The organism is Caballeronia jiangsuensis (genome assembly GCF_046030135.1).
Lineage (GTDB): Bacteria > Pseudomonadota > Gammaproteobacteria > Burkholderiales > Burkholderiaceae > Caballeronia > Caballeronia jiangsuensis.
The window spans coordinates 237,663-251,456 of the sequence record NZ_JAQQDB010000003.1 but is presented as its reverse complement, the minus strand read 5'-3'; the positions used below and the strand labels follow the sequence as shown (position 1 = coordinate 251,456).

The window sequence follows — 13,794 nt, the reverse complement described above, 5'->3', positions numbered from 1 at the left end:
TTATCTCAGCGAGATGGTCGTGTTGACGCCGTCGTTCACCGTGGCGTCGTCGAACCAGCGCGAGGTGACCGTCTTGGTCTGGGTGTAGAACTGCACGACCTGCTTGCCGTACGGCCCGAGATCGCCCAGTTTCGAGCCGCGCGAGCCCGTAAAGCTGAACGCGGGCACCGGCACCGGAATCGGAATGTTGATGCCCACCTGGCCGATATCGATCTCGCTCTGGAACTTGCGCGCCGCCGCTCCGCTCTGCGTGAAGAGACCGACGCCGTTGCCCATCGGATTGCGATTGACGAGCGCGATCGCGTCATCGAGCGTGTCGGCCTCGACCACGCACAGCACCGGGCCGAAGATCTCGGTCTTGTAGATCGACATGTCCGTATCGACGTTCGTGAAGATCGTCGGGCCGATGAAATTGCCGCTCTCGTAGCCCTTCACGTCGATACCGCGGCCATCGAGCGCGAGCGTCGCGCCCTCTTCCACGCCGCGGCCGATCAGGCCGAGAATGCGCTCCTTCGCCGTCTTCGAAACGACCGGGCCGACATCCGTATTCGGTTCGATGCCCGCATTGACCTTGAGCGTCCTCGCGCGTTCGACGAGTTCCGGCACCCACTCCTTCGACGCCCCGACGAACACCGCCACCGACGTCGCCATGCAGCGCTGGCCCGCCGCGCCGAAGCCCGCGCCCGCGAGCGCGTTGAGCGTCTGTTCCTTGTTCGCGTCGGGCAGCACGACGGCGTGATTTTTCGCGCCCATCATCGACTGCACGCGCTTGCCGTGCTGGCTCCCGAGGTTGTAGACATGCGTGCCGACGGCCGTCGAACCGACGAACGAGATCGCCTTGATGTCGGGATGCGTGCAGATTGCGTCCACGACTTCCTTGCCGCCATGCACGACGTTGAGCACGCCCGGCGGCACGCCTGCTTCGATCGCGAGCTCGACGAGCTCCATCGTCGAAAGCGGGTCCTGTTCCGACGGCTTCAGCACGAAGGTGTTGCCGCAGACGATCGCCATCGGGAACATCCACAGCGGGATCATCGCGGGGAAGTTGAACGGCGTGATGCCCGCGCAGACGCCGATCGGCTGGCGCAGCGTGTAGGTATCGACGCCGCCCGCGACGTTCTCGGAGAATTCGCCTTGCTGCAGCGTGCTGATCGAGCACGCATGTTCGACGACTTCGAGACCGCGGAAGATGTCGCCCTCGGCATCGGCCAGCGTCTTGCCCTGCTCGGCCGTGAGCGTCTGCGCGATGCGTTTCTGGTTCTGGCGCACGAGATCCTGGAACTTCAGCATCAGACGCATGCGCGCGCCGAGCGGCGTCGTGCGCCACGTCTGAAACGCCTTGTGCGCGGCGGCAACGGCGGCGTTCACCTCGTCCATCGTCGCGAAGGGCACGCGGCCGACCACCTCCTGTGTCGCGGGATTGACGATGTCGCGCCATTCGGTCGTCTTCGAATCGACGAACTGGCCGTCGATCAGCAGCTTGGCCGTACGGACGGACGTATTCTGCGCCGGATGTTCAGCAGCGATATTCACGAGTCACTCCTTGTCTGGAAAGTTGCAAACGCGGGGGTTGGGATGAGAGGCGAAGACGCGCGGACGGGACGCCGGTGCGGCGCCGAAGGGAAAAGGCATGTCGTCTCCGTTTATAAGAAATCGGCCTGCACTGCTGCACGGTCGTTTACTTGAGTATAGTTATGCAAAAGTCCATCATGGCACCATAAAAACACCCGATCGATATGCAAAAAAACGCCATGCAAACCGCCAAGTTCGACCTCGCCCGCCTGAACTGGGACGATCTGCGCTTCTTCCTCGAAGTCGCCCGCACGCAGCGCGCGAGTGGCGCGGCCAAGCGCCTGGGCGTCGATTACACGACGGTCGCGCGGCGCGTGCGCGCGCTCGAAGATGCGCTCGGCACTCTCCTGTTCGACAAGTCGCGTAGCGGCGGATTCATTCTGACCGCCGAGGGCCAGCGGCTGCTCGGCTTCGTCGATTCGATCGAGACGACGGTGCAATCCGCCACCGAGCAGATCGCCAATACGGGCCACGCGCTGTCGGGACACGTACGCGTCGGCTCGACGGAAGGTTTCGGCTGCTTTTTTCTCGCGCCGCAGCTCGCGCGCTTCCAGGACGCGCATCCGAACATTTCCATCGACCTGTTGCCGGTGCCGCATTTCGTGAGCCTGTCCAAGCGCGAGGCGGATATCGCCGTGACGCTCGAGCGCCCCGAGCAGGGCCAGTACGTCTACACGAAGCTCTGCGAATACCGCCTCAAGCTCTACGCGACCGCCGAGTATCTGGACGCGCACGGTCCGATCCGCGCGAGCGAGGATCTGCGACATCATCGCTTCGCGAGCTATATCGACGATCTCGCGTTCAGTTACGAACTGCTGTATCTCGAACGCGCGGTGCCGGGCGCGGTGTCGCGCTGGCGCAGCACGAGCGCGATCGCGCAATACTTCGCGGCGCTGCAGGGCCGCGCGCTCGCGATCCTGCCGTGCTTCATGACCTCCGCCGATCCACGCTTCGTGCCGGTGCTGCCGGACGAGATCGTCGTGACGCGCGCTTTCTTTCTGTCCTGCCGCGAAGACCTGCGCAAGCTGAAGCGCATCACGGCCGTCTGGGACTATCTGCGCGCGGCCGCCGAAGCGAACCGCGGATTCCTGATGGGCGACGGCACGCAGATGGCGTGGGTCGATGTCAAGTCATCCTGATCGAATCACGTTTTATGACAGCGAGATCGGATCGAACGTGTTATCCGTCGATGCCCAATCGCGCGTCACAAAATTTGACCCGATGAATTCGTGTAATTTTGCTTCGATATCCTGCTTAAAACATCGCCTGTGCAAGCAGGGTCGTGCATAATCGGCGCCCAGTCTTATCGTTTTGCCGTGGAGAGCGCGGCGCACTCCATCCCCGTGATTTTCCTTAGTCCTTTTTCCGCCGGCCGCACTGGCCGCTCCGCGCGCTGATGGCTTTCGTCATCTGGTCACGGCGGACCATGTCCCGCCAGCGCATCCGCTTCGTCGAGGCGCGGACGGCGCGCGCCATCGCCATCATCGGCGCGATCACGCTTCTGATCGCCGCGCTCGCGCTCGGCATCGCCATCGGCACGATGTTCGGCCGCAGCCATCTCGGCGAAGAGCGGGCGCTGACGTCGCGCCGCTCGTATGAGATCGAAGAGCTCGGGCGGATCAATGCCGCGCTGATCGAACTCGCGCCGCGCGTCGAAGGGCTGTCCGCGGAAGTGAACGAGCTGCACGAGTTCGACGCGCATCTGAAGGCCGCGCACGGCACGGGCGGCACGTCCGGCGTGCACGACGTGCCGCCGCTGCCGGACAGCGAGGAACCGGCATCGTCGCTCGACGGCGCCGGCGGCCCGGCGCTGCCGCCACGCCTTTGCGATACCGGCCACACGACGACGGGCGCGCCGCGGCAGCGTCTGAAAAGCACGCAACGCATCATCGATTGCGTGAACGACCAAGTCTCGCAGTTGCAGACGCAGACGCTCGCGCACTATGCCGCGTACATGGCGTTTCCCGGCCGCGAACCGGCGCCCGGCGCGCGCAGCGGCTCGCCTTACGGCAATCGTCTGGATCCGTTCACCGGACATCTGAGCTTTCATCCGGGCGTCGATCTCGTCGCGCCAACCGGCACGCCGATCCTGGCGAGCGCGGGCGGACGCGTCGTGCAGGCCGGAGAGCGCAATGGCTACGGCAACGCGGTCGATATCCGTCACGGCGACGGCACGATGACGCGCTATGGACACGCATCGCGCGTCCTCGTGAAAGCCGGCGACTATGTGATGCCCGGACAGGAGATCGCGGAAGTCGGCTCGACCGGACGCTCCACGGGCCCGCATCTGCATTTCGAAGTGATCGTCGACGGCGCGCAGATCAATCCCTCACCCTTTCTCGCGCTCTTCAGGCGCAAGCCGAATGCGCAAAGTTGATTCGAAGCGGCCGTCGCTGCAACTGACTCGTCAGTCCTATTCGCTCACGCCCAAGCGCGGCGCGGGCATCTGGCTAGGCTTGATCGCGGCCATCTGCGCGATGGCCGCGCTCGCTGCCGCGGGCTTCGCGCTCAAGCGTTCGAACGAGGACGCGCACAAGCTCGACGCGCTCTGCGCGCCGCCCGCCTCCGAGCAGACGTTGCGCGATCAGCTCGCGCATGCGCAACTCGCACTCGAACAGGAAGCGGCGACCCGTGCGGCGCTGGAACAGCGCGTAGCGGACGGCACGGCCGAGATTCAGCGTCTGCAAACCGACCTCGTTTTCCTCAAGAAACAGCACAAGCCCGATTGAGCGGCACGCCTCGCACGCTCGCTTTCGTGTAACCCCTTACCGCATCGCAAGGACTCGACATGTTTTCATCCAAGAAGGATTCCACCGGCGTCAAGATGGCCAAGCTCGCGACGCTCGTCGCGCATAACGTTCATATCTCCGGCGATCTCGAGTTCAGCGAGGGCCTGCGCATGGACGGTCAGGTGACGGGCAACGTGAGCGGCCGCCCCGGCGAAGAAACGCTGCTCGTTGTGAGCGATCAGGGCGCCATTCGCGGCAATGTGAGTGCCTACGATGTCATCATCAATGGCTGCGTGACGGGCGATGTCACCGTCGCGCATTTCGTCGAACTTCAGTCCAACGCGCGCGTGCTGGGCAACATCTACTATCAGCAGCTGCGCATGGATATCGGCGCGACCGTCGAGGGCAAGCTGACCAAGCTCGATTCGCAGTCCGCGCATGTTCCGACGCTGCCGTCGCCGACCGAATACGCCGTCGACTTCAGCACGACTTGATGGCGGGAAACGAGCGCAGCACGATCGACGCTCGTTGGCAACAGTGCGCATGTCCAGCTAAGATTCGATGGATGGAGGCCACGCGCTCGCGCCCCACGCGAATCATCACGCGACTTCGAGCGCCCATCGACGCGTGGCCGGTGACATCGAAATAACTATAAAGGGCGCCCCATGCTGGTCAATTGCGCGGCTTATCAGAACGGCCGGAAACTCGCGGACGTCAATATCGACGATATCAACGCCTATCGCGATATGCCCGACTCTTTCATTTGGGTTGCATTGAAAGAGCCCGGTCCCGGCGAACTCGCGCATATGACACACCAGTTCGGTCTGCATGAGCTGGCGGTCGAAGATGCGCAGCATGGTCATCAGCGGCCGAAGATCGAGGAATACGGCGACTCGCTGTTCGCGGTCTTCCATACCGTCGAGTTCGATGAAGAAGGCGAGGTGCTCGTCGGCGAGATGAACGTGTTCGTCGGCAGGAACTATGTGCTCTCGGTGCGCAATCGCACGACGCAAGGCTTTCAGGAAGTGCGCAAGCGCTGCGAGCGCGAGCCGCATCTGCTCAAGCACGGGCCGGCCTTCGTGATGTACGCGCTGCTCGATGCCGTCGTCGATCGATACTTTCCTGTGCTGGAAACGCTCGGCGCCGAAGTCGACGAAGTGGAAGAGCGCATCTTCGAACAGAAAGGCTCGGTGGAATCGCGCGAGATCATCGAGGATCTTTACTCGTTGAAGCGGCGCATGACGATTCTCCAGCATCACACGGCGCCGCTGCTCGAAGCCGTCAGCAAACTGTATGGCGGGCGATCGCCGGGCGTGTGTTCGGGCATGCAGGAATATTTCCGCGACGTGTACGACCACCTGCTGCGCATCGTGAAGACGATCGAAGGGCGTCGTGAAATGATCGTCACGGCGATTCAGGTGAATCTCGGCCTGATCGCGCTCGCGGAAAGCGAAGTGACCAAGCGCCTCGGCTCCTTCGCGGCCCTCTTCGCGGTACCGACGATGATCGCCGGCATCTACGGCATGAACTTCAAATCGATTCCGGAACTCGACTGGATCTACGGCTATCCGACCTGTCTCGCGGTTATGCTGATCGTCGATCTCGTGCTTTACTGGCGCTTCAAGAAGGCGGGCTGGCTGTAGCGAGAAAGCGTCTTTCAGGAACCTTCAGGCGAAATTCATTGTCTAATCAAGCGATTTGCGCGAGAATGTGGAGTGGGCTTGCAAACAGGCCCATCGACCGCATATGACGTGAACGCACGTCACATTTTCACCGCTTTTCGTATCAACCGCACGTCGGCCATGCTGTTCGCCGATGTCGCCGTCCCGGTCATGCCGGCCACGGCGCGCCGCCCCCGCGGTTCGCCCTGTCGTCCGGCCTATGCCGTCAAGCTCACAACGAGCCTGAAATAGAGACGCGGCGCGATCCGATCGCACGTTTGATCGTGCCGGACGTGCCAGGCCACGCTTTGCATCGAATCTAACGTTTCGTAGCGACGCAGCCTGCGGGCAGCGGCGCTCGACGCTTCATCGGCGTAGGATTTGCAGATGCACCCATTACTAATCATCACAGGAGCCCCATATGGCGAAAGAAGAACTCATCGAACTCGACGGCATCGTTGACGAAGTGCTTCCCGACAGCCGCTATCGCGTGACGCTGGACAACGGCGTTGTCGTGGGCGCGTACGCCTCGGGCCGCATGCGCAAGAATCACATCCGTATTTTGGCCGGCGACCGCGTGACGCTGGAACTGTCGGTGTACGACCTGACGAAGGGCCGCATCAACTTCCGTCACAAGGACGAGCGCGCCAGCGGCGGCGGCCCGCGTGCGCCGATGCGCCGTCGTTGATGCCTGACCGCCTCATCTGATTCATCCGCAGCCAGCGTGAGCCTGATCCGCAGCGCACGCTTCTGAACCAACCCGCGGATCACCTGTACTTCGACGCGGCCGCATGCCCCGCGCCTGGCCGTTCAAGGCTGCGCGACGCGTCGATGCCCCCTTTCCCGCCCGCAATACCTCAGGCCGCACCGCGCGCCGCCAACAGCGCGTCAATGCCGATCGCGAAGCCATCCTCGTCATTGCTCTTCGACACCAGGCTCGCCTGACGCTGCACGGTGTCGGATGCCTGTCCCATCGCGATCGATACACCCGCGATCTCGAACATCGCCACGTCGTTGCCCATGTCGCCGAGCACGGCCACGCGTTCCAGCGGCACGCCCGCGATTTGCGCGAGTTCGCGCACCGCGGTACCCTTGTTCGCCGCGAGGCTCGTGACGTCGAGATAGTAGGTCTGCGAGCGCGCCGCATGACCGCGACCTTCCAGTTGCCGCTGCAAATCGCTTTCCACGCGCGCGAGCAGCGCCGTATCGGCGGTCGAGCCGACGATCTTGTCGACCGCGTCGAGATCGACATCGTCAAAGCGCGTCACGCGCACGCCCTCGTAGCCGACCGTGCGCGTTTCGAGCGGCACGTAGGTGCCTTCGGGATTCGTCAGATACCACGCATCGTCGATAAACACCCACGCGTCCACGTTCGCGGCGGCGAGCGCTTCGAGCGTCGTCTGCACGACATCGCGCGGCAATTTGTGCGACGACAGCACCTCCCACGTGCCCGGCCTCACGAGACTGCCGCCGTTGTACGACGCATAAGGCATATCGACCGCAAGCGCCTCCACGATATGCCGCATGCCTTTGCCCGGCCGGCTGCTGGCCACCGTGAAGCGCACGCCGGCCTCGCGCAGACGGCGCACCGCGTCCTTCGCGGGCTGGCCGAGCGCCTTGTCGGTGTAGAGCAGCGTGCCGTCGCAATCGGTGACGACCAGTTCCGCGCGGGCGAGCGCTTCGAATGCCGCGGCGCCGTCGCCGGTCGCGCTGTGCAGGCCGTACTTGCCTTGAGCGTTCATCAGTGCGCCCCTTCCCGCTGATTGAAGTGCGGCAACTGCCGCGTCTCGCGCACCGAGCGCGGATGCCACAGCCGCGCGCCGCCTTCGATGCCCGCCGCGTTCGACACGATCGCCACGTTATCCGGCAGCTTGAACTTGATGTGCGCCGCGTTGCCGCCGCCGATCCAGAGCTTGTCGTAGTTCACAAGCGTCGCAAGAATGCCGATGATCTTCTCCACGCGCCGGCTCCAGCGTTTCTTGCCCGCCTTCTCGCGCGCCGCGTTGCCGATGTATTCGTCGTAGGTCTTGTCCTTCGCGACCGGATGATGCGCGAGTTCGAGATGCGGCATCAATTCGCCGTCGCGAAAGAGCGCGGTGCCCGCACCGGTGCCGAGCGTCAACACCATTTCGATGCCGCGCCCTTCGATCGCCGCGAGCCCCTGCATTTCGGCATCGTTGATCATGCGCGCGGGCATGCCGCCCAGGCGCTCGGAAATCAGTTGCGCGAGCGGTACGCCACGCCAGGCCGGTGTGCCGAGATTCGGCGCGGTCAGCACGACGTTCTCGCGCACGACGCCCGGAAAGCCGATGGAGATATGCGTCGGCGGCTCAGCGACGATCGGTTTGATGAGTTCGATGAGCGTCTCCACGACCACGTCGGGCTTCGCCGGATGCGGCGTCGCCACGCGCACGCGGTCGCTCTTCATCTCGCCATCCTCGGAGATGATGGCCGCCTTCAACCCGGTCCCGCCGATATCGATCGCGAGAATCCGTTCGGCCTTGATCGCGAGTTTGTCCGCCGAGACATGCGTTTTCTGTTTGGCTCTTGATTCTGTGCTCACGCTCGTTGTCCTTATGATTGATGAGGTCAGTCCTTCTTGCGCGTATCGGTCAGCGCGCGCCATGTGCGGCCGTCCTGCGCCAGCAATTGATCCGACTCCGCCGGTCCCGCGCTGCCCGCCGCGTAGCCGTGCACGGCGAGCGGGCTGTCCGGATGCAGCACGCGATCCACCGCGGCCCACGCCGTCTCGATGCTGTCCGCGCGCTGGAAGAGCGTGGCATCGCCGAGCATGCAGTCGTAGAGCAGCGTCTCGTAGCCGACGTTCGCCCGCTCCGCGAAAAAGTCCGCGTAGTTGAAGGCCGATCGCACCTTGCCGATCTGCATCACCGGTCCCGGCACCTTCACGTTGAAATCGAACGTCGTGCCGTGCGCCGGATCGATGCGCAGCGTGAACACGTTCGGCGTGAGCGCATCGACGGGCGTATCGCGGAACAGCAGAAACGGCACGGCTTTGAGTTGCACCGAAATCTCCGTGCGCCGCTCGGTCAGCCGCTTGCCGGTGCGCAGATAGAACGGCACGCCCGCCCAGCGCCAGTTCTCGACATACACACGCGCCGCCGCATAGGTTTCGGTACTGCTGTCCTTCGCGACGCCCGGCTCTTCCTTGTAGCCCGGCCCGGCCGCTCCGGCTTCGTATTGACCGAGCACGACATCGTTCGCCGTGAGCGGGCGGATCGCATCGAAAATTTCGGCTTTGCGGTCACGCACGGATTCGGCATCGAAGGAATTGGGCGGCTCCATCGCCACCATCCCGAGCAACTGGAAGAGATGGTTCGGCAGCATGTCGCGAAACGCGCCGGTCTGCTCGTAGAACTTGCCGCGCCCTTCCACGCCGATCGTCTCCGCCGCCGTGATCTGCACGTTGTCGATGTATTCGCGCCGCCAGATGGGCTCGAACATCGCGTTGGCGAAGCGCACGGCGAGAATGCTCTGCACCGTGTCCTTGCCGAGAAAATGGTCGATCCGATACACCTGCGACTCGTCCGCGAATTTGAGGATGCAGGCGTTGAGCGCCTTTGCGGACGCCAGATCGGTCCCGAACGGCTTTTCGATGACGAGCCGCCTGAAGTTGCCGTCCTTCTCTTCGAGCAGGCCCGCCGCGCCGAGATGCTCGATGATCGGCTGGAAGAAGCGCGCGCCCACCGCGAGGTAGAACATGATGTTGCCGGACTTCGCCTTCGCGAGCCGCGCCTTGAGCCGCGCAAAGGTCTCGTCTTCCTCGAATTCGCCGGGGAAATACTCGAGCCGCCCAACGACCCAGTTCCATGCCTCTTCGTTCAACTGCGACGTGTGAAAGGTGGCGGCCTTGTCGGCGGCGAAGGTGCGCAGCGACTGCGTGAGCTCGTCGCGCCAATCGGACGTCTCACGCTCGCCGTGGTTCACGCCGATGATTTCCATGCCGTCGTCGAGCAGCTTGTCGGCGGACAGGTTGTACAGCGACGGCATCAGGAGCCGCTTGGTGAGATCGCCGCCGGCTCCGAAAATCACGAGCGTGCATGGCGGCGCGGGATGCTTGCCGGCGCATGTCGCGCTCGCCGGGTTCGCGGGATTCGCTTCGTTCGATTGATTCGCTTCGTTCGATTCTTTCGGCATGGCGTATCGCCCCTTGTCAGTTGCGCGTGAACCTGGAAAGACCTGCATCGATACGGCACAGTTCATTTCGATGGCGCACTACACACCCGCGCGCCAAAAAACGTATGCAGTTTGTAATTTTTAACCTTTCGTGTCGTAAAATATGCGCGCTCGGCGCCTGCGCTCGCCGATCTTGCGACATCGAAGCCGACTCGAGGCCTGGACTACATGAACGCACACGACACTTCCATCGACCTTGCCGCTTACTTCGAGCGCATCGGCTTTTCCGGACCTGCGCGGCCCGCGCCGACGCTCGACACGCTGCGCGCGCTGCATCTGCTCCATCCCCAGACCATTCCGTTCGAAAACCTCGACGTGCTGATCGGCCGTCCGGTGCGGCTCGATCTGGAATCAGTCCAGCGCAAACTCGTCGAAAGCCGGCGCGGCGGTTACTGCTACGAGCATAACCTGCTGTTTCGCAGCGTACTGCAGACGCTGGGTTTTCGGGTGCGCAGCTTCGCGGGCCGCGTCCTCTGGGGCCGGGATGCGCCGGAGATGCCGGCGCGCACGCACATGCTTCTGCTCGTCGATCTCGACGAAGGCACGTTCCTCACCGACGTCGGTTTCGGCGGCATGACGCTGTCCGCGCCGCTCGCACTCCAGACGGGCCTCGAACAGATCACGCCCCACGGCGCCTTCCGCCTCGACGATGCCGGCGGCGAGCCGCCCGCCTATATCCTGCAGGCGCTCGTGAACGGCGCATGGACGCGCGTGTATCGCTTCGACCTCGACCCGCAGTATGACGCCGACTACGAGATGACCAACTATTTCGTGTCCGCCTATCCGCAGTCGATTTTCCTGCACAACCTGCTGGCCGCGCGTCTCGCGCCGGGCAAACGTTTCGGCCTGTTCAACCGGCGCTTCTCGGCGCACGACGAACGCGAAGGCAGCGATCATCGCGAACTCGACAGCGTCGCCGATCTGCGCCGCGTGCTCGAAAACGAGCTCGGCATTCGTCTGCCGGATGACCCCGGTCTCGACGCCGCGCTCGCCCGTCTGCCCTGATGCGCGGACACCCCGGCCGGCACAACCAAGCTTAATCACAGGACCACGATGTTCAAGAAGAAGACGCGCGGCGGCAGCGATTTCCAGACGCATCACCGCAGCACGATGCTCGTGAACCGGCTGCCCGCGTGGCGCTCGCGTCTCGTCGTGATGGGCGTCACGGCGGCGTTCCTGTCGCTTGCGGGGCGCGCGCTGTGGGTGCAGGTCATCGACCACGAGTTCTATATCGGCGAAGGCCAGAAGCGCTATCAGCGCACGCTGGCGCTTTCGGCGACGCGCGGGCGCATCGTCGATCGCAACGGCGCGATGCTCGCCGTGAGCCTCGCCACCTATGAAGTCTGGGCGACGCCAAAGCTCTTCGACGGCGACCACGGCAACGAGATCGCGCGCCTGCTCGACATGCCGCCCAAGGAGTTGCAGCGGCGCGTCGATGGGAACCGCGCGTTCGTGCTGCTCAAGCGTCAGGTGGAAGCCGAGTCCGCCGAGCGCATCCAGACGATCGGGCGCGCGGGCATCACGCTCGTGCCGGACACGAAGCGTTTCTATCCCGAAGGCGAATCGGCGGCGCACGTCGTCGGCTTCACCAATAACGAGGATCACGGGCAGGAAGGCGTCGAGCTCGCCGCCGATACGCGTCTGACGGGCGAAGCCGGCCAGCGCGAGGTGATTCGCGACCGCCTCGGGCGCGTCGTCTCGCAGATCGGCGAACCGGCCATGCCGCAGAACGGCGAGACCATTCAACTGACCATCGACCGGCGCATCCAGCAGCTCGCGCACTCGCAACTGAAAGCGGCGATCGCGAAGCACAAGGCGCGCGCGGGCAGCGTCGTCGTGCTGGACGCGAGGAACGGCGAGGTGCTCGCGCTCGCCAATTATCCCAGCTTCGATCCGAATGACCGCTCGCGCCTCACCGGCGAGCAGTTGCGCAACCGCGCGCTCACTGACACCTTCGAGCCCGGCTCGACGATCAAGCCGCTCGTCGCCGCGCTGTCGATCGATCTGGGCCGCGTGCGGCCGGACACGCGCATCGATACGGCGCCGGGGACTTTCAAGCTCGGGCCGAACGTGATTCACGACACGTCGAATCACGGCATCATCACCGTGGCCGAGGCAGTGCAGATGTCCAGCAACGTCGCGCTCACGAAGCTCGCGCTGCAGATTCCCGCGCAGACGATCTGGGACAAGTACCGCGAATACGGCATCGGCCGCGCGCCCGAGCTGACCTTCCCTGGCGCGGCGACCGGCCGCCTGCGCGCGCCCGAGCGCTGGAAGCCGATCGAGCAGGCCACGATGGCCTATGGCTACGGCCTGTCGCTCTCGCTACTGCAGATCGCGCAGATCTATACCGCCTATGCCGGCGATGGACGCTTCCATCCGGCCACGCTGATTCAGGGCGAAGCGCGCCGCGACGCCCTTCAGGTGACGAAGCCCGCGACCGCGAAGGCCGTGCGCAGCATGCTCGAAAATGCGACCGGCGACCACGGCACCGGGCGCGCGGCGGCGGTCGAAGGCTATCGCGTCGGCGGCAAGACGGGCACGGCGCGCAAGCAGGTCGGGCGCTCGTATGCGGCGAACAAGTACCGGGCATCGTTCGTCGGCATCGCGCCGATGAGCGATCCGCGCGTGATCGTCGCGGTGATGATCGACGAGCCCACGGGCGGCACCTACTACGGCGGCACGGTGGCGGGGCCGGTGTTCTCGGGCATCGTCGGCGGCACGCTGCCGCTGCTCGACGTCCCGCCCGACGCCTGAGCGGCGCGCAGGCGGGCGCGGGCCTTGCTGCATCGATCATGCGCACCCCGAGGCGCGCCCGCGAACCTGACCGGACTGTAAAGGGCTTGTGCTCTAATGTCGTGTTCGGCACCAAGAGATCAAACGGGAAAGACCATGAAAAAACTCGCCGCGGCGCTCGCGTTGCCTGTGCTTTTCGCCGCTTGCGCCCAGTTTCATAACGAAGATGCAGGACAACCCGAAGTCGAGAAGTCATCGACCGATAACAAGGTGAACGGCATCGTCCAGTGCATCGCCGACGAAGCGAAGAAGCACGACGCCAAATATCAGAAGACGGCAATCCCGCAAGGCGTGATGCTGGAGTTCGGCGATTCCAACGTGATCAAGGTCCGTTACGACAACGGCGAGACCACGTATCGCTTCTATCCGGGGCAGCGTCATCCGTCGAATCTGTGGATCGAAGGCGCGGGCAAGAAATGCGCGCCGGCGGATGCGACCGCCCACGACGAACCCCAGAAATAAGCAGGCACATCATGCGCTCGACCAAAGCCATCAGCGCCGTCGAACGGCTCAAGACGCGCAGCGGCAACGCGAGCTACGCGGCCATCTCGATGCCGGGCGGCCTCTTCTATCTCGTCGAGCGCTCGGCCGAAGGTTCGAAAAAACTCTCCGATCCCATGCCGATGGACGAGTTCGTCGCGTTCGTCAACGCGCGCGAACCCGGCAAGCCACGCAGGGTGAGCAAGCTCGATCTCGCGATGGAAGAACAGATCGGCCGCAGCGGCAAGCGCACCGCGAAAGCGCCCGCCGAGAGCGGCGAATAAGCGCATCTTCCCGCCGTCGCTATCGATCCGCGCCGCCCTGGCGCGGCGCAACATCGAAATCCCCACATCCCCATCACA

General features: G+C 64.1%; 14 protein-coding genes. 10 read left to right on the top strand and 4 right to left on the bottom strand.

Annotated features, from left to right (window positions below; all coding sequences use genetic code 11):
* Positions 1 to 1,533, bottom strand: a complete 1,533-nt coding sequence (locus PQR08_RS04970) for a CoA-acylating methylmalonate-semialdehyde dehydrogenase (protein ID WP_238216849.1) — start codon at positions 1,531 to 1,533, stop codon at positions 1 to 3.
* A gap of 203 nt (positions 1,534 to 1,736) precedes the next feature.
* Here PQR08_RS04970 and PQR08_RS04965 point away from each other — a divergent pair, with 203 nt between their 5' ends.
* The 6 genes from PQR08_RS04965 to infA all read left to right on the top strand — a co-directional run bounded on the left by PQR08_RS04965 (position 1,737) and on the right by infA (position 6,650).
* Positions 1,737 to 2,711 (top strand): LysR family transcriptional regulator, encoded by a 975-nt coding sequence (locus tag PQR08_RS04965; RefSeq protein WP_408161075.1) that lies wholly within the window; start codon positions 1,737 to 1,739, stop codon positions 2,709 to 2,711.
* A gap of 287 nt (positions 2,712 to 2,998) precedes the next feature.
* The gene (locus tag PQR08_RS04960; protein WP_187606408.1) at positions 2,999 to 3,949 is read left to right on the top strand and encodes a M23 family metallopeptidase; all 951 of its coding nucleotides are present in this window, start codon (positions 2,999 to 3,001) and stop codon (positions 3,947 to 3,949) included.
* The gene (locus tag PQR08_RS04955) at positions 3,936 to 4,301 is read left to right on the top strand and encodes a hypothetical protein (protein ID WP_187606409.1); all 366 of its coding nucleotides are present in this window, start codon (positions 3,936 to 3,938) and stop codon (positions 4,299 to 4,301) included. Before PQR08_RS04960 ends, PQR08_RS04955 begins: the two co-directional genes overlap by 14 nt.
* A gap of 59 nt (positions 4,302 to 4,360) precedes the next feature.
* Complete coding sequence (locus PQR08_RS04950) at positions 4,361 to 4,795, top strand: bactofilin family protein (RefSeq protein WP_187606410.1); 435 nt, start codon at positions 4,361 to 4,363, stop codon at positions 4,793 to 4,795.
* Positions 4,796 to 4,966: 171 nt separating this feature from the next.
* Positions 4,967 to 5,944: a magnesium/cobalt transporter CorA gene (gene corA / locus PQR08_RS04945; RefSeq protein WP_035507469.1), complete on the top strand. Its 978-nt coding sequence runs from the start codon at positions 4,967 to 4,969 to the stop codon at positions 5,942 to 5,944.
* A 439-nt stretch (positions 5,945 to 6,383) separates the two neighbouring features.
* Complete coding sequence (gene infA / locus PQR08_RS04940; protein ID WP_035507474.1) at positions 6,384 to 6,650, top strand: translation initiation factor IF-1; 267 nt, start codon at positions 6,384 to 6,386, stop codon at positions 6,648 to 6,650.
* A gap of 169 nt (positions 6,651 to 6,819) precedes the next feature.
* Here infA and PQR08_RS04935 read toward each other — a convergent pair whose 3' ends face one another.
* Genes PQR08_RS04935 through zwf form a run of 3 tightly spaced genes read right to left on the bottom strand, consistent with a single transcriptional unit; the run spans position 6,820 to position 10,117 of the window.
* Positions 6,820 to 7,704: an HAD family hydrolase gene (locus PQR08_RS04935; RefSeq protein ID WP_238291925.1), complete on the bottom strand. Its 885-nt coding sequence runs from the start codon at positions 7,702 to 7,704 to the stop codon at positions 6,820 to 6,822.
* Complete coding sequence (locus tag PQR08_RS04930; RefSeq protein ID WP_371882232.1) at positions 7,704 to 8,525, bottom strand: ROK family protein; 822 nt, start codon at positions 8,523 to 8,525, stop codon at positions 7,704 to 7,706. Before PQR08_RS04930 ends, PQR08_RS04935 begins: the two co-directional genes overlap by 1 nt.
* Positions 8,526 to 8,551: 26 nt before the next feature.
* Positions 8,552 to 10,117 carry a glucose-6-phosphate dehydrogenase gene (zwf, locus tag PQR08_RS04925; protein ID WP_250484563.1) on the bottom strand — a complete coding sequence of 522 codons (1,566 nt, stop codon included), beginning with the start codon at positions 10,115 to 10,117 and terminating at the stop codon, positions 8,552 to 8,554.
* Positions 10,118 to 10,324: 207 nt separating this feature from the next.
* Between zwf and PQR08_RS04920 the strand changes: the two genes are divergently transcribed.
* The 4 genes from PQR08_RS04920 to PQR08_RS04905 all read left to right on the top strand — a co-directional run bounded on the left by PQR08_RS04920 (position 10,325) and on the right by PQR08_RS04905 (position 13,716).
* A complete protein-coding gene (locus PQR08_RS04920) occupies positions 10,325 to 11,161 on the top strand; it encodes an arylamine N-acetyltransferase family protein (protein ID WP_250484562.1) in 837 nt (278 codons plus the stop codon).
* Between the two features lie 48 nt (positions 11,162 to 11,209).
* Complete coding sequence (locus PQR08_RS04915; protein WP_250484561.1) at positions 11,210 to 12,913, top strand: peptidoglycan D,D-transpeptidase FtsI family protein; 1,704 nt, start codon at positions 11,210 to 11,212, stop codon at positions 12,911 to 12,913.
* A 135-nt stretch (positions 12,914 to 13,048) separates the two neighbouring features.
* On the top strand, positions 13,049 to 13,414 hold the full coding sequence (locus PQR08_RS04910) for a hypothetical protein (RefSeq protein ID WP_187606415.1): 366 nt from the start codon (positions 13,049 to 13,051) through the stop codon (positions 13,412 to 13,414).
* A gap of 11 nt (positions 13,415 to 13,425) precedes the next feature.
* Complete coding sequence (locus PQR08_RS04905) at positions 13,426 to 13,716, top strand: hypothetical protein (RefSeq protein ID WP_238216837.1); 291 nt, start codon at positions 13,426 to 13,428, stop codon at positions 13,714 to 13,716.
* The last annotated feature ends 78 nt before the right edge of the window (positions 13,717 to 13,794 follow it).